Annotated in this window: 23 protein-coding genes, 2 tRNA genes and 1 pseudogene; 14 read left to right on the top strand and 12 right to left on the bottom strand. The window is 57.9% G+C overall.

Annotated elements, in window-relative coordinates; genetic code table 11:
* Positions 1 to 6 precede the first annotated feature (6 nt).
* Positions 7 to 447 carry a ribonuclease P protein component gene (gene rnpA, locus N1037_18120; protein UWS79144.1) on the bottom strand — a complete coding sequence of 147 codons (441 nt, stop codon included), beginning with the start codon at positions 445 to 447 and terminating at the stop codon, positions 7 to 9.
* Between the two features lie 26 nt (positions 448 to 473).
* Positions 474 to 608, bottom strand: a complete 135-nt coding sequence (gene rpmH / locus N1037_18115; protein UWS79143.1) for a 50S ribosomal protein L34 — start codon at positions 606 to 608, stop codon at positions 474 to 476.
* Positions 609 to 951: 343 nt separating this feature from the next.
* On the opposite strand from rpmH, the gene N1037_18110 reads away from it, so the two are divergent.
* From N1037_18110 to N1037_18090, 5 genes are all read left to right on the top strand, one after another.
* A complete protein-coding gene (locus tag N1037_18110) occupies positions 952 to 1677 on the top strand; it encodes a VTT domain-containing protein (GenBank protein ID UWS79142.1) in 726 nt (241 codons plus the stop codon).
* A 3-nt stretch (positions 1678 to 1680) separates the two neighbouring features.
* Positions 1681 to 3114, top strand: coding sequence for an FAD-dependent oxidoreductase (locus N1037_18105; GenBank protein ID UWS79141.1), 1434 nt, complete (start codon positions 1681 to 1683; stop codon positions 3112 to 3114).
* A 15-nt stretch (positions 3115 to 3129) separates the two neighbouring features.
* Entirely contained in the window at positions 3130 to 4515 is a 1386-nt protein-coding gene (locus tag N1037_18100) for a HAMP domain-containing histidine kinase (protein ID UWS79140.1), read from the top strand.
* A 109-nt stretch (positions 4516 to 4624) separates the two neighbouring features.
* Positions 4625 to 4701 (top strand) — tRNA-Arg (locus N1037_18095).
* A gap of 102 nt (positions 4702 to 4803) precedes the next feature.
* Positions 4804 to 4880: transfer RNA gene (locus tag N1037_18090), tRNA-Arg, on the top strand.
* Between the two features lie 376 nt (positions 4881 to 5256).
* Here N1037_18090 and N1037_18085 read toward each other — a convergent pair.
* The 4 genes from N1037_18085 to N1037_18070 form a co-directional block, all read right to left on the bottom strand.
* Entirely contained in the window at positions 5257 to 5631 is a 375-nt protein-coding gene (locus N1037_18085) for a hypothetical protein (protein ID UWS79139.1), read from the bottom strand.
* A 125-nt stretch (positions 5632 to 5756) separates the two neighbouring features.
* Positions 5757 to 6980: a CoA transferase gene (locus N1037_18080; GenBank protein UWS79138.1), complete on the bottom strand. Its 1224-nt coding sequence runs from the start codon at positions 6978 to 6980 to the stop codon at positions 5757 to 5759.
* Positions 6977 to 7405 (bottom strand): PaaI family thioesterase, encoded by a 429-nt coding sequence (locus N1037_18075; GenBank protein ID UWS79137.1) that lies wholly within the window; start codon positions 7403 to 7405, stop codon positions 6977 to 6979. The genes N1037_18080 and N1037_18075 overlap by 4 nt, the downstream gene beginning before the upstream one ends.
* A 3-nt stretch (positions 7406 to 7408) precedes the next feature.
* Positions 7409 to 8194 (bottom strand): IclR family transcriptional regulator, encoded by a 786-nt coding sequence (locus tag N1037_18070; protein ID UWS79136.1) that lies wholly within the window; start codon positions 8192 to 8194, stop codon positions 7409 to 7411.
* 146 nt (positions 8195 to 8340) lie between these two features.
* Here N1037_18070 and N1037_18065 point away from each other — a divergent pair, with 146 nt between their 5' ends.
* The 9 genes from N1037_18065 (at position 8341) to N1037_18025 (ending at position 19354) form a co-directional block, all read left to right on the top strand.
* Complete coding sequence (locus N1037_18065) at positions 8341 to 9900, top strand: AMP-binding protein (protein ID UWS79135.1); 1560 nt, start codon at positions 8341 to 8343, stop codon at positions 9898 to 9900.
* A gap of 35 nt (positions 9901 to 9935) precedes the next feature.
* Positions 9936 to 11072, top strand: coding sequence for a MaoC family dehydratase N-terminal domain-containing protein (locus N1037_18060; protein UWS79134.1), 1137 nt, complete (start codon positions 9936 to 9938; stop codon positions 11070 to 11072).
* 34 nt (positions 11073 to 11106) lie between these two features.
* Positions 11107 to 11622 carry a TRAP transporter small permease gene (locus tag N1037_18055; GenBank protein ID UWS79133.1) on the top strand — a complete coding sequence of 172 codons (516 nt, stop codon included), beginning with the start codon at positions 11107 to 11109 and terminating at the stop codon, positions 11620 to 11622.
* A gap of 1 nt (position 11623) precedes the next feature.
* A complete protein-coding gene (dctP, locus tag N1037_18050; GenBank protein ID UWS79132.1) occupies positions 11624 to 12625 on the top strand; it encodes a TRAP transporter substrate-binding protein DctP in 1002 nt (333 codons plus the stop codon).
* A gap of 75 nt (positions 12626 to 12700) precedes the next feature.
* Positions 12701 to 13990 carry a TRAP transporter large permease gene (locus tag N1037_18045; GenBank protein UWS79131.1) on the top strand — a complete coding sequence of 430 codons (1290 nt, stop codon included), beginning with the start codon at positions 12701 to 12703 and terminating at the stop codon, positions 13988 to 13990.
* Positions 13991 to 14066: 76 nt separating this feature from the next.
* On the top strand, positions 14067 to 15674 hold the full coding sequence (locus N1037_18040) for a methylcrotonoyl-CoA carboxylase (GenBank protein ID UWS79130.1): 1608 nt from the start codon (positions 14067 to 14069) through the stop codon (positions 15672 to 15674).
* A 2-nt stretch (positions 15675 to 15676) separates the two neighbouring features.
* Complete coding sequence (locus tag N1037_18035) at positions 15677 to 17671, top strand: acetyl/propionyl/methylcrotonyl-CoA carboxylase subunit alpha (GenBank protein ID UWS79129.1); 1995 nt, start codon at positions 15677 to 15679, stop codon at positions 17669 to 17671.
* Positions 17672 to 17681: 10 nt separating this feature from the next.
* Positions 17682 to 18557: a hydroxymethylglutaryl-CoA lyase gene (locus N1037_18030; protein ID UWS79128.1), complete on the top strand. Its 876-nt coding sequence runs from the start codon at positions 17682 to 17684 to the stop codon at positions 18555 to 18557.
* Positions 18554 to 19354, top strand: a complete 801-nt coding sequence (locus tag N1037_18025) for a crotonase/enoyl-CoA hydratase family protein (protein UWS79127.1) — start codon at positions 18554 to 18556, stop codon at positions 19352 to 19354. The genes N1037_18030 and N1037_18025 overlap by 4 nt, the downstream gene beginning before the upstream one ends.
* Before the next feature lie 313 nt (positions 19355 to 19667).
* Here N1037_18025 and N1037_18020 read toward each other — a convergent pair whose 3' ends face one another.
* The 6 genes and pseudogenes from N1037_18020 to N1037_17995 all read right to left on the bottom strand — a co-directional run bounded on the left by N1037_18020 (position 19668) and on the right by N1037_17995 (position 22902).
* Positions 19668 to 20213 carry a hypothetical protein gene (locus tag N1037_18020; protein UWS81399.1) on the bottom strand — a complete coding sequence of 182 codons (546 nt, stop codon included), beginning with the start codon at positions 20211 to 20213 and terminating at the stop codon, positions 19668 to 19670.
* 190 nt (positions 20214 to 20403) lie between these two features.
* A pseudogene (locus N1037_18015) lies at positions 20404 to 20601 on the bottom strand (recombinase family protein).
* A gap of 426 nt (positions 20602 to 21027) precedes the next feature.
* The gene (locus tag N1037_18010; protein UWS79126.1) at positions 21028 to 22221 is read right to left on the bottom strand and encodes an NnrS family protein; all 1194 of its coding nucleotides are present in this window, start codon (positions 22219 to 22221) and stop codon (positions 21028 to 21030) included.
* The gene (locus N1037_18005) at positions 22221 to 22475 is read right to left on the bottom strand and encodes a DUF6522 family protein (GenBank protein ID UWS79125.1); all 255 of its coding nucleotides are present in this window, start codon (positions 22473 to 22475) and stop codon (positions 22221 to 22223) included. Before N1037_18005 ends, N1037_18010 begins: the two co-directional genes overlap by 1 nt.
* A complete protein-coding gene (locus N1037_18000) occupies positions 22472 to 22726 on the bottom strand; it encodes an NnrT protein (protein ID UWS79124.1) in 255 nt (84 codons plus the stop codon). Before N1037_18000 ends, N1037_18005 begins: the two co-directional genes overlap by 4 nt.
* A complete protein-coding gene (locus tag N1037_17995) occupies positions 22723 to 22902 on the bottom strand; it encodes a protein NnrT (GenBank protein UWS79123.1) in 180 nt (59 codons plus the stop codon). The genes N1037_18000 and N1037_17995 overlap by 4 nt, the downstream gene beginning before the upstream one ends.

Here is a 22902-nt window from a genome sequence, read left to right as displayed (position 1 = left end):
AGAAGATCATCCGTGGATCTTTTTGATCGCATAGGCCAGATCGCGCTTGAGATCTTCAAAGCCGCGATTGGCGGTCACTTCGGCACGGCCGATCAACACATAGTCCCAGCCATCGCGGCCAATACCGGGTAGAACATGGCGCGCAGCTTCGCGCAGGCGCCGTTTGGCGCGGTTGCGTGCCACCGCATTGCCAACCTTTTTGGAACAGGTAAAGCCGACGCGAAAACCATCGGCCTCGCCCTCTTTGCGCTTGCGGCCCTGCACCATCATGCTTTTGGTGCCCTGACGGCGGGCGCGGGCAGCGGCGAGGAACGCGCTGCGCTTAGCCAAAACCACCAATGGCGGCAGTTTCGGAGGCCTTTGGGCTGCCGTCTCACAAACAGAAACCGCCGAAGGCTGGTTCCCGACGGCAGCTGAGCTGTCCTGTGGGGCCTTCGGCGGTGTCATATCTGTCAATCCTTGGGGCGTCGCGCTTATGCGCTCAGCTCCTTGCGGCCACGTGCGCGGCGTGCGTTAAGGATCTTACGGCCTGCCTTGGTGGCCATGCGCGCACGAAAACCGTGGCGACGTTTACGAACCAGGTTCGAGGGCTGAAAGGTGCGTTTCATCGCTCCGGTCTCCAATTTCTACAGGGCAAAGCGGAATCGCTACCCGTGGTGTCTATCTCGAAGCCCGGTCTTTAGAAGGGATTCTCTGGCAAGTCAAACGCTGAGCCGGTTTTTTGGCAGCTCGGGGTGATATTTCTGTCAAAAACCGCCAGAAAGAGCGCGATATAGTCCAGGCATTGTTTCAATACCTCTAGGCAAATGCGTGATTCCTCACAAAAACAGCCTACCAGATCAAGGCCGCGTGATAAGCCCCCGTTCGCTCTCGCAGCAGTTATAGTTTAAGCGTAGCACCCTAGTTCAACCCCCAAGCCAGGCTGAGAGTGGCCAAGAGAGATAGAGAAAGATGACCGAGACGCCAAAACGCGGGCTAGCCCGTCACCTTCCCTTGATTGCCGTGGTCGTGATCGCTTTGATCGGGGCTGCAACGCTCAAAGATCACCTGAGCTTTGACACGCTGCGCGATAACCGCGAGGTATTGATGGCGTTTCGCGATCAGAACTTCCTGGGGCTGGTGGCGCTGTTTGTCGGCATCTACATTCTGATTGTTGTGTTTTCGCTGCCCGGCGCTGCGGTGGCGTCGGTCACGGGCGGCTTTCTGTTTGGACTGGCAACCGGGACAGCTCTGAACGTTCTGGCGGCCACTATCGGTGCCAGTGGCATCTTTTTGGCGGCGCGGCTGGGCCTGGGGGAGATGCTGACCTCCAAGCTGGAAGCGGCGGAAGGCCGGGTGCAGATGCTGAAGAACGCGTTGCGCCAAAATGAGATCGAAGTCCTGCTGTTGCTGCGCCTGGTGCCTGCGGTGCCGTTTTTTGTCGCCAACCTGCTGCCGGCGCTGGTGGGCGTGCGGTTTGGCAACTTCCTGTGGACCACGGCCCTGGGTATCATTCCGGGGGCCATTGTCTTTACCTGGATCGGCGTTGGAGTTGGCGAGGTGTTTGACCGGGGCGAAGACCCTGATCTGTCCCTATTGTGGGAACCTCATGTAATTGCTCCGCTGCTGGGGCTCTGTGTGCTGGCTGCCATGCCGATCATCGTAAAAGCCCTGCGGCCTAAGAAGAAAGCGAGCTGAGCCATGAGCCCGACCTCTCAGACCCCGATAAGATGTGATCTGCTTGTCATTGGGGCTGGCTCTGGTGGGCTATCGGTTGCGGCCGGGGCCAGCCAGATGGGGGCCTCTGTGGTGCTGCTGGAAGGTCATAAGATGGGCGGTGATTGCCTGAACTATGGCTGTGTGCCCTCAAAGGCGCTGCTGGCCAGTGCCAAGGTGGCCTATGGGCAGAGCCATGCGGCGGCCTTTGGCATTGCGGATCATGCACCGCTGGTGGATTACGCCGCCGCCAAGGCCCATGTTCAAAACACCATAGAAACCATCGCGCCGATGGATAGTCCGGAACGTTTTGAAGGGTTCGGGGTGCGGGTCATCCGCGAATTTGGTGCCTTTATCTCACCCACCGAGGTGCAGGCCGGTGATCATATCATTCGCGCCCGCCGGGTGGTGATTGCCACCGGGTCATCGCCGCTGGTGCCGCCGGTACCCGGGCTGGAGAGCGTGCCCTATGAAACCAACGAGACGCTGTTTGATCTGCGCGAGCGCCCAGAGCATCTGCTGATTATTGGCGGCGGACCTATCGGCATGGAAATGGCGCAGGCGCATATCCGTCTGGGCTGCAAGGTGACGGTGATCGAAGGTGCCAAGGCGCTGGGCCGTGACGACCCCGAGGCCGCCGCCATTGTTTTGCAGGCTTTGCGTTCTGAGGGTGTCGAGATCGCCGAGGATGCCCTGGCCGCCGAGATCACTGGGAGGGGCGGTGCTATTGAGGTGAAGACCAAGGATGGGCGCAGCTTTGCGGGCTCACACTTGTTGATGGCCGTAGGGCGTAAAAGCAACGTGGAGCGGTTGAACCTCAAGGCCGGCGGCATTGCGCCGAGCCGAACAGGCATCGAGGTGGATGCGTCTTTGCGCACCAGCAACAAGCGGGTCTATGCCATTGGTGACGTAGCTGGCGGGCTGCAATTTACCCATGTGGCGGGCTATCATGCCGGGGTTATCATCCGCTCGGCCCTGTTTGGTCTGCCTTCCAAGGCGCAGGAGCTGCATATCCCGCGCGCCACCTATACCGACCCGGAATTGGCGCAGGTTGGGCTGACCGAAGCAGAGGCCCGCGCCCAGTATGGCGACAGGCTAGAGCTGGCCCGGTTTGAGTTCCACCACAATGACCGCGCTTTGGCGGAGTTGAAAACCAAGGGCTTTATCAAGGTGATGGTGGTCAAGGGGCGGCCTGTCGGGGCGACAATTGTGGGCCACCAGGCGGGTGAATTGATATCCTTGTGGTCGCTGGCGCTGGCCAATAGGCTCAAGATGAGTCAGATTGCGGCGATGGTTGCGCCCTATCCTTCTATTGGGGAAATCAACAAACGTGTTGCCGGAGCCTATTTCTCACCCCGGCTCTTTGAGAGCCAATTGGTCAAACGAGCGGTGCAATTTGTGCAGCGCTGGATTCCCTAAGCTGGAAAGGGCTCTATGCTGAATTCGCTTTCAGGCAGGTTCCTGGTCCTGACCATTGTTTTTGTGATGCTGGCCGAAATTCTGATCTTCGTGCCGTCTATTTCCCGTTTCCGGCTCGATTATCTTGCCGAGCGCCTGGAGCGGGCGCAGATTGCCTCCTTGGTGCTGCTTGCGGATGACATGCTGGACACCGATCTTGAATCGGAGCTGCTGCAGAATGCCGGGGTCTATAACGTGGTGTTGCGCCGCGATGAGGTGCGCCAGCTGATGTTGTCTTCGCCGATCCCGCAGCCGATTGCGGGCACCTATGATTTGCGGATGGCCAGCGCAGTGACTCTGATTGGCGATGCCTTTCGCCAGTTGGCCAGTCCAGCCAATAGAATCATCCGGGTGATCGGGGCGCCGGTGCGCGACGCGGGGCTGTTGATTGAAATCACTATCGAGACCGCACCGCTGAGGATGGCGATGATCGACTACGGAGTGCGGGTCCTGTTGCTGTCTGCGGTGATTTCGATCTTTACAGCCCTGTTGCTGTTTGCGGCGGTGCGGGTGTTCCTGGTGCGGCCCATCAAGGGGGTTGTTGGCTATATGCAACGCTATGCCGCCGCGCCCGAGGATGCCCGCGGCATCATCCAACCCAATGCCGGGGTAATTGAGCTGCGTGAAGCAGAGGAAGCGCTACAAAAGCTGCAGACAGAGCTGACCCAGGCGCTGCGGCAACGGGAAAGGCTGGCGCAACTGGGGGGCGCCGTGGCCAAGATCAGCCATGATCTGCGCAATATCCTGACCTCGGCGCAGCTGTTCACCGACCGCATCGAGATGAGCGAAGACCCTCTGGTGCGGCGGCTGGCCCCCAAGCTGGTGAATTCCATCACCCGCGCCGTGTCCCTATGCGAAGGCACCCTGGCCTTTGGTCGCGCCGAAGAGCCGGCTCCAACCTTTTCCCATGTGGCGTTATGCGAGCTCGTCGAAGACATCGTTGAGAGCGAATTGCTGGCCCCGGCAGAGGTTGCGGTTGATCTGGTCAATGCGGTGCCCAAGGGGATGATGATACGTGGTGATTCAGAGCAGTTGTTTCGGGTTGTTATGAATTTGGTGCGCAATGCGCGGCAGGCTATTGTTGCCACCGGAAAAACCGGCAGCGTGACAATTGCCGCAAGAGACGATGGGGATGCCTGGTGGATCACTGTGTCTGATACCGGCCCGGGGTTGCCCAAGCGGGCCCATGAGAATCTATTTACGCCGTTCCAGGGCAGCGTGCGCAAAGGCGGCAGTGGTCTGGGCCTGGCGATTGCCGCAGAGCTGATCAAAGGGCACGGCGGTTCGGTGACGCTCAGCGAGACAGGCCCCGAGGGCAGCAGGTTTGAGATACATCTGCCAAAAGGCGATGGAACCCTGTGACCTGCAAGCTGTGCCTCTTGCTGTCAAAAAGCAGGAGATCAAAAAGACCGGAACTTATTTGTTTTTGGGGTTGCGCGCCCCATCCCCTAGGACTAAACCCCGCCGCAGTGGACCGATAGCTCAGCTGGATAGAGTACCTGACTACGAATCAGGGGGTCGGGGGTTCGAATCCTCCTCGGTCCGCCACTATTTCAATTCACCCCGATTGGGGATGTTTTGGGAAGGTTAGGGAGCCCGCCGTAATTTGGCTTGCTTCTCCAGGGCAGGAGCCTTAAATCCTGACGCAGTGGACCGATAGCTCAGCTGGATAGAGTACCTGACTACGAATCAGGGGGTCGGGGGTTCGAATCCTCCTCGGTCCGCCACTGCCCCCCCCTCTATGGAACGTCAAACGAAATTGGCTTTTACGTCATAAACTTGCCTGATCGCCGCGAACCGGATGACTATGGGCAGACCGCGAATATCCAGTTCGTCCCCTCCTTTTCAATGTCATGCTTGGTTAGATCTTAAAGACGACGATGCACGGAAAGCGTCTATACCATGCTGGGACCGCGGCAGGACCGGCTAAGGTACAAACGGCTCAAACCGGTCCTTGGAAAACTTCAGCAGTTCTGCGGTGTAGCTTTTGTCCAAGTTCAAAGAAGCTTCTCGATCTCCTATGAATGAGGCTCAACCTGAGCCACATCTGAATTGCTTTGCGGCGGCATCCACAGTGTCGGCGGGATGGGCCAGCGATAGTGCCTATCCCCCAGTGTGAACGTCTCCACTGGCAAAGACATGAATTCGCAAGAGTGCGCCGCGCATGGACGAACCGACGTGAATTTTCAGCTTACGAGTCGCCTCACCCGCCAGGTCCCTTGTGTTAGGGCTCAGCTTTATGAGGCGTTTGAGGTTCACACATAGAAAAGGAGACGTCACCACGCGGGCAATTGCCCAGTTGGTTTCAACCATCTCGCGAGGGATCGCTGTCGTAACGACGATCTCCACCTTTCCAGCCACGATCAGATGACGATCGCGCTGGCGCATATGATCCGTGCAACTTTCTTCGTTGGTCGCGAGTGGGAGCGGCGCGGGCAGCGGCGCAGCGACTTCGCATCCGGCGAAGGTCGCCGCCAATCTGCGGAAACCAACGCATGTAAAAAAATAGCTGGCTTCCGTTGAACTCCCTTCAAGCTGTTTGGGTCGGCTAACACCGCTCGCACGACAGCTTTGGACACATCTGTCGCCCCTGGGGGCCTGCCTCAGGGCAGGCCTTTCACCACCCCTTTCGCAACCAGTTTCTGAACGTCCGCTGTCTGCAGGCCCAATTGGTTGGACAAGACGTCAAAGGTGTTTTCCCCTAGCATGGACGGCGCGGTGGCTTTGGCCGGACCGACACCATCGAACCGGATTGGGCCGCGAACCAATTTCATATCGCCGATTTCCGGATGTGTGATTTCTTCGACAAGCCCTTGTTTGGCAGCATGGTCTTGTTCAAGCGCCTCGCCGATGGACAGGATCGGCGCGCTCGGCACGTCGAACTCTTCCAGTCTTTGCAGCCAGTAAGCAGTGGTGTCTTTGGTCATCCGCGCATGGATGATGGGGTGTAGCGCGTCGCGGTTGGCAAGCCGCGCGTCATACAGCGCAAAGCGAGGGTCCTTTATCAGGTCCTCGCGGTCCAGACTGCGGGCAAAGTTGTGCCAGAAACGTTCGGTCAAGCAGGCCACGATGACGTGCCCGTCTGAGGTTGGGAACGATCCATAGGGCACAATGCTGGGATGCTGTGTGCCGACCGGCTGCGGGCTTTGTCCGGTGACAAAATAGATTTGCGACAGATACCCCTGCAACGCGATCAGGCTGTCGAGCATGGCGACTTCGATATGTTTGCCGCGCCCCGTGGCGTTGCGCTCGTGCAGGGCTGCGAGCAGACCAAATACCGAAAATATACTGCCAGCCATATCGCCAAGGGGAATGCCGAGTTTATTTGGTGCCTGGCCGGGTTCGCAATTGACGCTCATAACGCCGGACAGCGCCTGCGCTACGATGTCAAACGCGGGTTTGTCGCCGTGCGGGCTGTTGGCGCCAAAGCCAGTGATTGAACAATAGAGCAGCCGTTCATTTTCGCTCCGCAGGGTGTCGTACCCCAGGCCCAGCCGATCCATCACACCGGGGCGGAAATTTTCCAGAACAATGTCGCTTTGCTGCGCCAGATCTTTGGCTATCTGCATGCCCTCGGGTGATTTCAGATCTAGTGAGATGCTTTTCTTGCTGCGATTGAGTGCGATGTAATAGTGGCTCATGCCGTTTTGAAACGGGGGGAAGTTTCGGGTCTCATCGCCGGAAAGGATCGGTTCGACCTTGATAACTTCGGCGCCAAGGTCCGCCAGAACCATGCTGGCATAAGGACCAGACAGAATGCGTGAAAAGTCGAGAACTTTAATGCCTGCCAGCGGGCCTGCGGCGGTTTTTTGTTGGCTATCGCTCATGGGGTCTCTCCCGATGTCTTTGAAATTTTCATCACTGCCGAGGCGCTGGCGACCAGCCTGTCGTCACAGGTGATGTCGGCATCGACAAACACCAAAGACCGCGTCGCCTGACGAATTGAGGGCTGGAGTGTCAGGAAATCTCTAGCGCGGGCGACACCCAGAAACCGCGTTTCCATTTGCACTGTCACCGTGGGCTGGCGGTCTGCCGCATTCCAGGCGGTAATCGCAATCACCTGATCCAAAAGACTGGTAAGGACCCCTCCGTGAATAATTCCCAGATGGTTCTTGTGGCTCTCGTTGGTTTGCAGCGCATACCGGTACTGCTGGTCCGCATCCTTGGCGCGCAACAGCGGCCCGATCAGCGTCATAAAGCCGTCAATCTTCATCTCTCGCCATTCTCGCGTCGCGATGTCTTGTATCGTCACGATCTAACTCCCTGTGTCTATTTGTATTTTTTCGATGTCTTCCCGGATGGCCATCATGGATTTGACCAATTTGGGGATTTGCTTGTCCTGCAAGCGCTCGCTGATACCAATTGCCACGATCGAGCGTGTCATCTTGCGGCTGGCGCCAAAGACGGGGACGGCAACAACCGTCACGCCGGAAATATAGCTGCCCTGATCCACCGCGTAGCCAAGCTCGCGCGCCTTTACGACTTCTTCGCGCCACTGTTCGAGAGAGGGGGGGTGATCCCAGGTCAGCTTGTGAAACCGCTCTGTAAGTTCGGCATCGTCCTCTACGTTGAAGGCGGCGAACAGGCGGCCTGTAGCGCTGATCAGGGCGGGAAAGCGGCTGCCCAGATCCACCTGCAGCCGGAACGGAATGTTGGACTGCGACAGGGCAATGACCACCATCTGTCCCGGTTCAGACAGTTGGGTGGCAATACCGGTCACACCGAATTTTTCGGATAGCCCTGAAAGTTTTGGCTGAATCAATACCGAGAACGTATTGCGCTGAAGCGCCGCCCGAGCGAGGGGCAAAATACCGATTCCAATCGTGTAGCGCTTCAGATTCGAATCGAATTCAACCAGCCCCTCTTCTTCAAGAACGCGCAAAATGTGCAGGCAGGTGCTGGGGATCAGCCCCAGCTCTCTTGCGATCGGATTGACGCCCACCGGCTCATTCGAGCGGGCCAAAAATCTCAATATAGCAAGGGCGCGCGAGACCGCAGGCACCTGCCGCTTGGTTGTTGGTTTCTTGTCGTCGCTTGTCATTTCAGGCCTCTTTTCAATGTCATATTGTTGTCTATATACAATAGTAACACCATATTGACAATAGATGATCGCTATCCTTACCCTTGTCAACGAGCCAGGGCACACCTTCTTGGGGGCCTGCTGAAAATTTTGGGGAGGAGATGGGGATGACCCGCTTGACGGAATTCACGTCCTATTCGGACGCTCAAAAGCAATACTCGAAAGAGAAGCTTTGGGAGTTGTTCGACGGCGATAGAGCGCAGTTCAACATTGCCCATGAATGCCTTGATCGGCACGTCGACGGGGACAACGTGGCGCTTCGGATCGCGCATTCTGACGGGGCTGACGAAATTCTGACCTTCGAAGAGGTGTCACGCCGTTCGTCGCAGATCGCGCACTATCTGGACGCCAAGGGTATCAAGAAAGGCGACCGTGTCGCCGTGATGATCGAACCCTCTCTGGCCTTCTATGCTGCAATGTTCGGTGTAATCAAAAGCGGCGCGGTCGCGGTGCCAATGTTCTCGTTGTTCGGGCCGGATGGCATTCGTCTGCGTGTCGGTGATTGCCAGCCTGCAGTGTTCTTGACCAATTGCGAAAAGGCCCCCGATGCGGTTGCGGGTGGCGCCGAAAATGTCACCGTGGTTGATCAGAATTTCCTGGAGGGGCTGAACGATCTGCCCGCATCTTACAACTGCACCACTGCGGGCAGCGATCTGGCGGTTTTGCAATATACCTCGGGCACCACCCGTGCATTGCCTGCCGCTGTCAAACACAGCCACCAGTCGATTGTAACGCTGATGGTCGCGGCGCTTTATGCGACGGGCATTCGCCCCGGAGATCGTTTCTTCTGCCCGTCTTCGCCTGCCTGGGGCCATGGTTTGTGGCACGGCACACTTGCGCCGATGGCGATGGGCGTGTCGACGGGCACATTCAGCGGCAAATTTGATGCCGTGCGCCTGCTACGGGCCTTGCATGATTTTCGCATCACCAACCTGACCGCTGCGGCAACGCATTACCGGATGATGCGCAATTCTGGCGAAGCCGAGAGCTTCACCTATTCTTTTGACAAGCTGTCCTTTACCGGCGAGCCGATCGACTCGGAAACCGCGACCTACGTTGAGCAGGTTTTTGGCACCAAGGTACGTTCGATGTACGGCACCACCGAAATTGGCGTCATTATCGCCAACTATCCCGGTGCCGATGATCTGGAAGTGCGCGATGGCGCCATGGGCAAGGCTGTGCCCGGCGTCGAAGTGGAGGTGCAGCGACCGGACGGGTCGGCTGCGGATCCCGACGAAACCGGCGAACTGATGGTCAAGAAACGCGGTCAGTGGTTCCAGACCAAGGATATGGGCCGCGTTGATGCCGATGGCTATTTCTACCACGGCGGTCGGGCAGATGACGTGATCATTTCAGCGGGTTGGACAATCGGCGCGGTCGAGGTCGAAGATGCGGTGCTGAGCCATCCGGCTGTTTCCGAATGCGCGGTCATCGGCACCCCCGACGCGCTGCGCGGGCTGGTGGTCAAGGCCTATATCATCCTCAAGGGAGATGAGACGCCCGACCTGGCCCAAAGCATTCAGGACCATGTGCGCTCCAGGCTCGCCCGCCACGAATACCCCCGTCAAATCGAATTTGTCACTGACCTGCCAAAGACGCCGGCCGGGAAAGTGAACCGCAAAGTTCTGAGAGATCAGGAAGCTGAAAAACTGGCGGCCGCGGAATAATCCGACCCGCCCCCCCATACATCAAGGAGAAGAAGATGAACGACATGACACGGAAGTTTCCGAAAATTACCGATGAAGGTCTGGAAGATCTGCGCAAACGCGTTGGCGTAAAGATCGAAAGAACGGTTGAGCCTTGGTGCTATGAAGCCACCCGCGACAATATCCGCCACTATGCCCACGGCATTGGCGACGATAACCCGCTGTGGTGTGATCCCGACTATGCCAAGACCACCAAATACGGTGATGTTCTGGCGCTGCCCAGCTTTCTGTTTTCGACCAGCCGGATCATTTCTGGCTATGTTGGCGGCCTGCCGGGCGTACACGCTATGTGGTCGGGGGCAAACTGGACATGGCACAAGCCAATCCTGCGCAACACCGAGTTCCACACTGAGGCCTATCTGAAAGACTTGATCGAGCATGACACCCGTTTTGCTGGCAAGGCGATCCAGCAGATCTATCACGTCGATTTCTATGATGCGAAAACTGGCGAAATGCTGGCTGAGGCCGACAGCTGGTGTTTCCGTACCGACCGCGATCAGGCGCGCGAAAACGGCACCAAGTATACCGAGGCCAAAAAGAACGGTCGCAAGGTCTGGACCGATGCGGAGCTTCAGGAATTCTACAAGTATTATGAGCAGGAAACCATCCGCGGTGCCGAAACCCGCTATTGGGATGACGTCAACGAAGGCGACGAACTGCCGACAATGGTCAAGGGCCCGATGACAGCCACCGGCTTTATTGCCTATGCGCAGGGGTGGGGCGGTCTCTATATCCGCGCCAACAAACTGGCCTGGCAGCTGCAGCAGAAACACCCCAGCGCCGGCCCAAAGAACAAATTCGGTATCCCCGATTGCCCCGAGCGGGTGCACTGGGAAGAAGAATTTGCCCTCGAGGTTGGTGCACCGGGTGCTTATGACTACGGCCCTGAGCGCACATCATGGCTGACACATCAGGTCACCAACTGGATGGGTGATGATGGGTTCTTGGCAAAATCCACCTGCGAAGTGCGCCGTCACAACCCCGAGGGGGACATCATCCTGATCCACGGTCGCGTCATCCGTAAGTTTGAGGAAGATGGGCGTTACCTGCTGGAAATCAAGCAGCGTGCAGAGCAGCAAGATGGCGAAATGTCAGCTGTTGGTACGGCAATCGTCGAACTGCCAAAACGCTGAGGTCTACCACGATTCAACTGCTGGGGAGGCACCGTTGAAACTACTGGAAAAACTTCTGATAAAAATCGAGGATACCCTTCATCTCGGAGGGTGCCTCGGCCTCGTCGCCGTCGCGGCGCTGATCAATGCGGATATTCTGCTCCGGCTTTTCTTCAACAGGCCGGTGCAGATCCAGTTTGAACTGACCGAGCTCTACTTGATGCCGGCTCTTGCCACCCTGTCCCTGTCGCGGGTTTTTCGCGATGGGGGGCATCTGGCGCTGGATTTCATGCCGCAACACCTACCCGGCGCTCTCGATCCGATTGTCACCAAATTACGTCTGCTTTTGCCTGCGGTTTTCTTTGCTGCAGTCACGTGGATGTCCGGCAAATTTGCCCTCAAAGCAATCCTGCATGGTGATGTCGAATACGGGGCCATCGATTGGCCGCTTGGCTGGGCCTACGCCGTTATCCCTTTGGGATGCAGCGTGTTGCTTCTGCGGCTGCTCTACGATGCGTTCAATTCAGAACCCCTGCTTGAGCGCACAACAAATTCAATGGGAGGAGAATGAAATGAAACATACGAATAAACTCTTGGCAGTTGTCGCAGGTGCATTTGCATTTGCTGGTTTGTCAGCCCAGGCGGAAACGCTGCGGTTGGGTGACTTTCAGTCGACCAGCCATATCGTTTCCATCGAGGGAACGGTAAAATGGATGGAGGCCGTGACCCAGGCGACGGACGGCGCAATTACATTTGAACATTTCCCCTCGCAACAGGCGGCGAAATCCAAAGCGCAGCTGGATGCCGTGAACAATGGCATTCTGGATGCTGCCCTGCTTGGCGCGTCTTATCACGCTGACGCCTTGCCGCTGAATTCGGTTGTGGGTCTGCCGGGCTACTACAGCTCTGCGGTACAGGGGACTGCGACCCTGCAAAAGATGCTGGCAAACGGCCCCCTGCGCGAAGAAATCCTTGCGGCTGGCGTGACACCTATCTTCGGCTTTGTTTTGCCGCCCTATCAGGTGCTGGCCAAATCGCGGCTGGGAATGCCCGCTAATTGGGCAGGTCTTGATGTGCGCACCTCTGGGTCGACCCAGGCGATGACCGCACGCGCGCTTGGCGGAGTTGGCATCTCTATTCCGGGCCCCGAGGTCTACACTGCAGTTGAACGTGGGCGGCTGGATTCCGTCTTGTTCCCGCTTGCCTCGGTTCCGGGCTACAAGTTGAACGAGGTGGTCAGCCATATTTCCACCAATGGGTCCTTTGGCGGCTACAGCTTTATCATGGTGGTGCGCTCTGAACTGTTCGATGCTCAGCCGGCTGATGTAAGGGCGACGATGCTTGAGCTTGGCAATGAAAGCGCCACACGCGTCGCGCAGGCGCAGGATGCCTCGGTTGAGGGCTTGATCGAAGAGTGGAAGGCAGAAGGCATCGACACCTATGCGTTCAGCGAAGAAGAGCTGGCGTCGATTTCAGATGCTTTGCAGGCTGTCAGCCTTGATTGGGCCGAACGTCTTCAGGATGACAAAGCCTCCGCCGTGCTCGCGACCTATCGCGCACTGACCGGCGAATAAATCCACGTTCCAAAACACATAACCGGGCGGCCGTTTCGGCGACCGCCTGCCACTTACGGAGCGCAGGTTACCTAGATGCTTACCTTTTTTGTCATCCTCATTCTTCTGGCCGTTCTTATGGCAGCACGGGTGCCGATCGCCTTTGCCATGGGCATTGCCGGCACATTCGGCCTCGCGGCTCAGCTTGGGGTTCGCCCTGCACTGGCGGTGTTGGAACGGACGTTCTTTGACTCGTCTGCCTCGTTCATCTTGGTTGCGATCCCCTTGTTTATCCTGATGGCTGAACTTCTGACTGCTGGTGACGTCACGCGGCGTGCAATCATAGCCTGCCAGTCCTGGGTTGGCCATTTCAAGGGCGGCCTGGCCATCGCGACGGTTGGTGCTTCTGTGCTGCTTGCAGCGCTGGTTGGCAGCTCGACTGCCTCGACGGCTGCGATGTCTGCCTCGGCCTTTCCAGAGATGCGTCGCCATAATTACTCCGACCGGCTGGCTGCTGCTGTTGTGAGTGTGGGCGGAACCCTGGCAGTGGTTGTGCCACCCTCGATCGTGTTGGTGGTTTATGGCGTGCTGACCGAAACTTCGATCGGTAAATTGTTCATCGCCGGGATCATTCCAGGCCTTTTGACGGCATGTGGCCTGGGCGTTGTGATCAAGATCATCGCGCATACCACTGATCAGGCCCCCAAAGGCGAACCCTTTGTCTTGGTCAAAGCCGTCAAGCAAAGCCGACACGTTTTGCCGATGGTGTTGTTGATGTTTGCTGTCATTGGCGCAATTTACGGTGGCATTGCATCCCCATCCGAGGCGGCAGCCCTGGGCGTAATGGGATCGCTGGTGATCGTGCTGGCGCAACGCACATTGAGTTTTGTCCAATTCAACCGCTCGGTCAGCAGTGCAATCCGGGCAACAGTGATGATTGTCACCATCATCGCCTGTTCGGCGATTTTCTCCAACTACCTTGCCTTTACCCGCATCACCCACAGCCTGCTTGAATTTGTGGCGACCACCGACATGCCGCGTGAAGTCATCATTGGGATTATCATTCTGGCCCTGCTGGTCATGGGCATGTTCATGGATCAGCTTGCCATTTTGTCCCTGGCGATGCCGCTGGCCTTTCCAACGGCGATGGCGCTGGATTGCAATCCGGTCTGGTTCGGCATCGTGGTGACCAAGACGGTCGAAATTGGTCTTTTGACACCGCCGTTGGGGCTCAATGCCTATGTGGCATCAGCGCAAACCAAGGTGCCGCTCAAAACCATCTTCAAGGGGGTTCTGCCCTTCCTCGGGATGGAAGTTGTCGTGCTGATCCTGCTGCTGGCCTTCCCGTCGATCACCCTGTTCCTGCCGGAACTTATGAGCAGCTGACCTTCAGCCGCGACGTTCCGATTTTATCATCGCAGGGCGCCAGTCTCACCTGCGAAAACGAGAAGAAAGAAGCGAAATGACGATATTGCAAAGCAGTCAGGTGCCGTCCTCTGCAGAGTTTCTTGAGAATGCAGCATCCATGGAGGCGCAATACGCAAAGATTGCAACCGAAGCGGCGCGTATTGTCACCGGCGGTTCTGAATCCTCAAGGTCGCGCCATGTCGCGCGGGGCAAACTTTTGCCGCGGGACAGAATTGCCGGGCTGCTGGATCCTGGATCACCGTTTCTTGAGGTCGGGCTGTTTGCGGCCTCGGGTCTCTATAATGACGAAGTGCCCTCGGCGGGGGCAATCGCCGGGATCGGTCGCGTCGAAGGGCGCGATTGCATGATCCTGTGCAATGACGCGACGGTCAAAGGCGGCACATACTTCCCCATGACGGTGAAAAAGCACCTGCGCGCACAGGAAATCGCCGAGGAAAACCATCTGCCTTGTATCTACCTTGTCGATTCTGGCGGTGCGAACCTGAATAATCAGGATGAGGTCTTCCCAGACCGCGATCACTTTGGGCGGATCTTTTTCAATCAGTCCCGGATGAGCGCAAAGGGCATTGCGCAGATCTCTGTTGTGATGGGGTCCTGTACCGCTGGCGGTGCCTATGTTCCAGCTATGAGCGATCAAACCATCATTGTGCGCGAGCAGGGCACGATTTTTCTGGCAGGTCCGCCGTTGGTCAAGGTGGCCACGGGCGAAATCATTGATGCTGAAACGCTGGGAGGGGGGGACACCCACACGCGGCTGTCTGGTGTGGCGGACTACCTTGCCGATGATGATCGCCATGCGCTGGCTCTGGCGCGCGAAATCATCAGCCATCTGGGCCCGGTTGCGCGCCCGACCGTCGATTTCAAAAAGCCTAAAGCACCGCTGTACCCGCCCGAGGATGTGATGGGTGTGGTTCCGGCCAATGACAAAACGCCCTATGATGTGCGCGAAATCATCGCCCGTCTGGTTGATGGCTCGGATTTCGCCGAATTCAAACCGCGCTATGGCACAACCCTGATCACCGGCTTTGCGCATATCGACGGCGTGCCAGTCGGCATAATCGCCAACAATGGTGTGCTGTTCTCGGAAAGTTCGACCAAGGGCGCACATTTTATCGAGCTGTGCTGCCAGCGGAAAATCCCGCTGCTGTTCTTGCAGAATATCACAGGTTTTATGGTCGGCTCGAAATACGAAGCGGGCGGCATTGCCAAAGACGGTGCCAAACTGGTGACGGCGGTGTCGACGGCCTCGGTTCCCAAGGTCACCGTGATCATTGGCGGCTCTTACGGGGCGGGCAACTACGGCATGTGCGGGCGGGCGTTTGGACCCCGCTTTGTCTGGACCTGGCCGAATGCGCGGATCTCCGTGATGGGCGGCGCGCAGGCTTCGGGCGTTCTGGCCGATGTGCGCCGCGCTGCAATCGAGGCCAAGGGCGGTACCTGGTCGGCTGAAGAAGAAGCCGATTTCAAGCAACCCACAATCGACATGTTCGAGCGCCAGTCCCAGCCGCTCTATGCCTCGGCGCGGCTGTGGGATGATGGGATCATTGATCCGCGAAACACCCGCGAAGTTGTCTCTCTCTCGCTTCGGGCCGCACTGAATGCGCCTGTCGAAGATACCAAATTTGGCCTGTTCAGGATGTGATGATGAAAAAGCCCTTCTCTAAAATACTGATCGCGAACCGTGGCGAAATCGCCTGTCGCGTCATCCGTACTGCCCGTCAAATGGGGATCGCAACTGTTGCGGTCTATTCCGATGCAGACGCTGCTGCGATGCATGTTGCAATGGCTGACGAGGCTGTTCACATCGGGCCATCGCCTGTTTCCGAAAGCTATCTGCTAGGAGCGCGTATAATTGAGGCCGCCCTGACAACCGGTGCGCAGGCGATCCACCCCGGCTACGGGTTTCTGTCGGAAAATCCTGATTTCGTTGATGCGGTTGATGCCGCCGGTTTGATCTTTGTCGGCCCCTCCGCTGCAGCGATCCGCGCGATGGGCCTGAAAGACGCAGCCAAGGATCTGATGTCCAAGGCCGGTGTGCCGGTGGTGCCCGGCTACCAGGGCAGCAATCAGGATGCAGCATTCCTTGCCGGGGAGGCTGAAAAAATCGGCTACCCTGTCTTGATCAAGGCGCGCGCTGGCGGCGGTGGCAAGGGGATGCGTAAAGTCGACGATCCTGCCGAATTTTCCGAGGCGCTTGTCTCGGCGCAGCGCGAAGGGCAGGCGTCCTTTGGCGATCCGCATGTACTGATCGAAAAGTTCATTACCTCGCCACGCCATATCGAAGTGCAGGTGTTCGGGGACAACCACGGCGGTGCCGTGCATCTGTTTGAACGCGACTGTTCGCTACAGCGCCGCCATCAGAAAGTCATCGAGGAAGCACCCGCGCCGGGTATGACACCAGAGGTGCGCGCGGCCATGACCGAGGCGGCGGTGACGGCTGCAAAGGCGATCGGCTATAGCGGCGCCGGCACCATCGAATTCATCGTCGACGGGTCCGGTCCGCTGCAGGAGGATGGGTTTTGGTTCATGGAAATGAATACCCGCCTACAGGTGGAACACCCGGTCACCGAGGCAATCACCGGTGTGGATCTGGTTGAATGGCAATTGCATGTTGCCGCTGGCGCACCGCTGCCGTTGGCGCAGGATGCGTTGCAGATCAACGGTCACGCCTTTGAGGCGCGGCTTTATGCAGAAGACCCATCAAAGGGGTTTCTGCCTGCCACCGGTAAGCTGGAACATCTGGCGTTCAGCGAGCATGCCCGCAACGATTCAGGCGTGCGCAGTGGCGACAGCATCAGCCCGTTCTATGACCCGATGATCGCCAAGGTGATCACCCACGCAGCTACCCGCACCGAAGCGCTGGATGGGTTGCTGCGGGCCCTGGGCGAGACGCATGTCGCGGGCACAGCCACCAATGCCGAATTCCTCTCGGCCCTGGCGCAGCATGACGGGTTCGTCAACGGCAGCTTTGACACCGGTGTGATCGAGCGCGACCTGACAGCGCTGACCTCCAGCGCGCCGTTGAGCGAATCCCATATTGCATTTGCGGCCTTGGCAGCGCTGAAGCTTGACCCAAAGGCGCGTGATTTCGGTTTCCGGCTTTGGGGGCACGCAGAACACGCGCTGCGCTTTGTCTATGACGGTGAAGTGGTCGAGCGTCGGATCACCCTGCACGGTGACGGGTCGGTGTCGCTTTCAGACGATCTGAACGACGGGTTGAAACTGTCGCAACTGTCAATTGATGGGGCAGAAATGACGGCCCGTATTGGTGATGCGAAAACACTGATCACGGCGCAGGTGCAAACGGCCACACGCAACGCAGAGCTTTTGGTTTCGGTGTTGTGCGGTGGCGTTGTGCGCGATCTGCTGTTGCCTGACCCACGATCCGGTCTCGCAATGGCGGCGGATCTTGGCGATGTTGTCGTGGCCCCTATGACCGGGACGATTGTCGCTTTGGGCGTTGCCGTTGGCGATCATGTGGAAGAGGGCGCAAAACTGGGTGTGATGGAAGCGATGAAGATGGAAACCTCGCTATTGGCGCCACGTGCGGGCACTGTCGCAGCGGTGCTTTGTGCGGTTGGTGATCCGGTTGAGGGCGGGTCTGTTCTTGTCAATTTTGAAGAGTTGGCGGCCGAATGAGGGGGCAAAGATGACCGATCATGTCCGGGTATACGAAGTGGGCCCCCGTGATGGGCTGCAGAATGAAGCGGGCTTCATCCCCACCGCCAGGAAGATCGCTTTGATTGACCTGCTGTCGCGGGCAGGGTTCGAAAAGATTGAGGCCACCAGCTTTGTGTCGCCCAAGTGGGTGCCGCAGCTCTCTGATGCTGCCGAGGTGATGGCGCAAATTGCCCGCGCAGAGGGCACCGACTATGCGGTTCTGACCCCCAACCAAAGAGGGTTTGAGGCCGCCAAAGCAGCCGGAGCGGATGAGGTCGCGATATTTGGTTCCGCGTCGGAAGCTTTCAGCCAGAAGAACATCAATTGTTCCATTGCAGAAAGTTTAGAGCGGTTTGCACCTGTAGCCGTTGCCGCGAAAGAGGCGGGCATTCGGCTGCGTGGCTATGTGTCATGTGTGGTGGAATGCCCCTATTCCGGCATGGTTGAGCCGCAAGCCGTGCGCGACACCGCATTTGCGATGCAGGAAATGGGGTGCTACGAAATTTCCCTGGGCGACACCATTGGCCGGGCCAGCCCCGAGGCCACGCTGCGTATGCTTGAGGCTGTCGTCGAGTATGTTCCAGCCCAAGCGCTTGCCGGTCACTTTCATGATACGTCTGGGCGCGCGCTCGACAATGTTGCCGTCGCGCTCGACATGGGGCTTCGTAGCTTTGATAGCGCGGTGGGTGGTTTGGGCGGATGCCCCTATGCGCCCGGCGCCAAAGGCAATCTGTCGACAACCTCTCTTATCTCTTTTCTTGAACAGCGCGGTTTTCATACCGGAATTGATATCACGCTGCTGGCGCAGGCCGAGGCCTTGGTCGCCTCTCTTGCGCCGGGCAGCCAGGCAAAGGTAGCACCATGAGCTTTGAAACAATTCGAGTGGCGACAGACGCGCGCGGCATTGCCGTGGTGACGCTGAATCGCCCTGACAAACACAACGCAATGAATGCGCAGATGATCGCAGAGCTGAGCGAGGCGGCACGTTCTCTGGCCGCTGATACCGTGGTGCGCGCAGTGGTTTTGCGCGCGAATGGGCCCACGTTTTGTGCAGGGGGTGATCTGGGCTGGATGCGCGCCCAGGCGGAAAAAGACCGCGCTGGAAAGATGAAAGAGGCGGGTGCCTTGGCCACGATGCTGGGACTGTGGAACGTCCTGCCCAAGCCTTTGATCGGTCGTGTTCATGGTGCAGCCTACGGCGGTGGGCTTGGCCTGATTGCTGTCTGTGACGTGGTGGTGGCGGAAGACAAAACGCGCTTTGCTTTAACCGAAACACGGTTGGGCTTGATCCCGGCGACGATTGGTCCGTTCGTCGTTAGGCGTTTGGGAGAAGCTTTTGCGCGGCAGGTGTTTTTCACCGGCAAGCCGTTCGACACCGCTTTTCTGATGCGGGCGGGTATGGTTGCGTGCTCCTGCAGTGCCGAAGAGCTTGACGCAGCGGTTGAAGATGAAATCCAGGCGATATTGTCCTGCGCGCCGGGGGCTGTTGCAAGGGCCAAAAACCTGTCCCGCTGGCTGATGGCCAACGATGATCCTGCCAGTGCGGCTGACTATTCTGCCAATGCACTCGCAGATTGCTGGGAGACCGCGGAAACGCAAGAAGGCATCTCTGCTTTTTTTGCAAAAGAAACGCCGTCTTGGCGTCAATCGAACCAGGGATAGATCTCATGCGAACACCACAAAATACAGCGCACTTATAGAAATGGTGGTCAGCTCTGCATCGTCCGTGAATACCGTAAGAAATCTGGGTCTCGTTTTTTCTGACGTTCTGCTGCTCGCAGCCAGCAGCAGAATTGCGGTTCCAATGTTGCGTTGACCGCGCGGTAAAAAGGCGCCGAACAACGTGCCGACTTTCTGGCCGGTGCGTCGATATGGCGGATCAGCCGTGTGCGGGTCTGACAGATCGTGAATGGTATCATGTTCGAGGCGGGGATACCCGATGCCCCATCGCAGCCCAAAAGGCCTGCGCCACTGCTTAGGGCGCAAAGGCTTCCCGTTCAGTGATCCTCTCAAACTCGGGCAAGAACTCTTCATGGTGCAAAGCGAGATATTTTGTGATCCGTTCGTTGCTGACCAATCTGGTGACGTAGCCGCGTGCAACAACGAGGTCGAGATGATCGATCCCATAGCTCTCCTCAACCAATCGCACTTGCCGTTCGAGGTTCGCAGAATCGTTTTCCATAAGATCAAGTTGTTCGCGCGAAATCCCTTTTATTTTCTTTGGCTTGGCACCGGCGAAAAGCTGGTTTTCGGGTGTCGCTGCCAGCAAAGACCGGGCATAGTTTATGGTATATTTGTTCATGGCGACCATCAGCTGCGCAGCCTCGATCTGGCGTATCGGTTTCATTTTCTTGAGAACCCGAAAGCCGGTTAAAGCCACTTGTTTGTCTTTGAGTAGCTCCGCAGCCTCACCGCAAATGCCATCCAGGAGACGCCGCTTTTCTTGTAATGTCTTGATGTTGACGTTGAGAGCGCTGGCAAGGCGCTCTTCGGGGACGCCAAGAGTCAACGCACGCAACATCATCTTGGTAGGTCTTCATCAGCGTTTCGAGGGAAAGGTTCTTTTTTGAGCGCCCAATAGAAGTGGCCTGACCTTTGCCATGTTTTAGTCTTGCCTCGACGAGCCGTTTTGCTGCCAAAAGGCGCCCGCCGCGCAAAAGCTTGCGCTCGTAGGCTTTGCGCAGAACGGTTTGAACATTGACGTCTTCCGCACGCTTGACGCCTTTCACGATGGTGGAGACAGGACTGCCATCGTTGTCAAACTGCTCGGCGCAATATTCGACAGCTATGCCAGCACGCTTGCAGATATATTCGTAGTAGGCGCTCTCATCCGCATCCTGAAACCTGCCCCAGCGGCTGATGTCATACACAAGAACTGTGTTGAATTCTGCTTTTCCAACCTGGATGTCAGGTTCATACGGTCCGACAGCGGAGCATCTGATCGAGTTAATGAGAAACTCAGATACGGTGCTTGCGGTCGTTTTGGGATTGGCAGGGCGAGAAGAAGCCATGACGACCGAACGCCTTAAACGTGTTCGTACAGAGCTGGCGGCGGTGTTGAGCAACTTGGATGCGATCTGCGACCCAGGCGGCAACGACACAGCGTCTTGAGAGCAAGTAATGGCCCCCACAAGCGATCCGTGATGCTGGGAAGAATCGCGCCTACCGGTTTGAGGCGGGTAAATACGACAAGCCAGAAGCTCGCGGGGCTTCTCGGTTTGGGTCAGAATTGAATGACGTGATCCGCGCGGTGATCCATGATTTGGCCGAGAGCCGGACCGGGACAGAGTGGGGTGCAAGAAGCAGCACAAATATTGCGGCAAACCCCTCCCAGATCAGGCTCTCTTCGCCGGTTTCTGGCGAAACAGAGCAGGGCCATACGCCAGGACAAAGCCAGCAAAAGCCATGAGCCACAGGAGGCCGGACACATAGCTCATTTCCAGCCATAGCGAGGTCGAAAGCCGTGCAAAGACTGCCCCGAACAGGCTCAGGTAGATCACGACGGTGATCCGATTTGCCACCAGCTCTTGGCCGGTGTGCCCCAGCGTGGCGCGTGTCATCACGGCCAATGTCATGGATCCTATGGCCCCGGCCATCCACAAATGCTGTGCGCTTGCAGTACCGGGAGTGCTCGCCAGTTGGTCAAGCCCCAAGGCAAAGGCGCCCACAGGGATGAACAAGTACGAAACATGCAGAACCCAAACCAGGGGTTCGCTGAGTGTGTGATGCCCCTGCCAACGCAGCAGGCGTGCAAGATGCAGGACACCAAAAAGGACAAGGGCGATGCCCGTCAGTCTGTCCAAAGGCTGCACGACCCAGAGGGGCAGGACCACGATACCTGCCAGCAAAACCAGCTTGTCAAATCGCTGCATGGGCGGTGCCGGGCGCGCGGGATTGTCGGTGCGGGCCAGCCAATTGCGGGTGAAAGAGGGAATGATCCGTCCACCGATGACCGCGATCATCATCACCGCCGTCGCAAGGCCAAGGCGTAAACCCATGCCTTGTGCCGCATAGTCGCCGCGCAGCGCCTCATAGTGGAACAGGCTATTGGCCAGCGTGAACATTGCCAACATCGCCAGTACGATCAGGTTGCGCCAATTCTTGCCCGCCACGATTTCGCGCAGGATCATTCCCCCCAAAACCAACGGGAAAGCCAGATCGACAACAGGTGCTACCACCGCAGGCAGCAGGGCGGAAAAGAACACGGCGATCCGGCCCAGGGCCCACAGGGTAAACAACGCCACCAAACGCCGGCCAACCATCGGTAAGCGCCCGGTCCAGTTGGGAACCGCCGTCAGCAGAAATCCCGCCAGCACTGCCCCGAGATAGCCGAACAGGAACTCATGCGCGTGCCATGAAACAGGATCAAAGCGGGTCGGCAGGTCAATTGCGCCCGTCAAAGCCGCCAACCAGACCAGCATCGCCACCACGGCCCAGATGGTCCCGAACAGAAAGAAGGGGCGAAACCCGTAGCTGAACAGCGCAGGCCCTTGCCATGCGCGCATTTGCTCTGCCGATGTCTGTGCCATTAGCGACCTCCGATCGTTGTGCGCTGGGTCCTGAGGTGCGTGCCATCTTGGGAACAGGTCAGGCGCACTTTCGTGGTGTGGTAAAAGAATGTCAGACGCATGCGGCCAGCATCCTCGTCTACTCCGGTCTCGAACCGGGTTGTGATCTCTTCAGCGCGCATCTTGGCCTGAACGTCAGCCGCACTCAGGCCAAGCAGGTCTGCCACGTCCATGGCATCCACAGTCGGCTGACCGTCTTTCATCTCGATCTTCATGTTTCCGGTGTCCTGTCGGCCACATCCATCAGGTGTCGGATATGGCGGGAAAAATACCATGTGGCAGGCGCGCCGATGAGACACCCAAGCGCAATCGACCACGCGGTCGACGCAACAGGGCCACCCACCCAACTGAAGATCAGCGAGGCGAAAAAGACATTCACCGCTGCGGCCCCGGCCCCGAACGGGTAGAGAACCAGCGCGATCTGCCCGGTTGACCACCCGGCTCGTGCTGTCGCGGCTTGGGTCATTTGCGCGATACCAGCCGCTGCACCGCAGCCATCGCTACAACCAGCGCAAGGCAGGCCAGCGCGTACCAGAATTCGGCGGTTGCCGATTGCGCCTGCGGGATCGGGCGGTCGAAACCTCCGGCCAGGACGGGAGAGGCGATAAGGCTTGAGAGGATGAGCGTTATAAAACTGCGCAT

Origin of the sequence: Phaeobacter sp. G2, assembly GCA_025163595.1 — a bacterium.
Taxonomy (GTDB): Bacteria; Pseudomonadota; Alphaproteobacteria; order Rhodobacterales; family Rhodobacteraceae; genus Pseudophaeobacter.
This window is presented reverse-complemented; position numbering and strand designations above follow the sequence as displayed.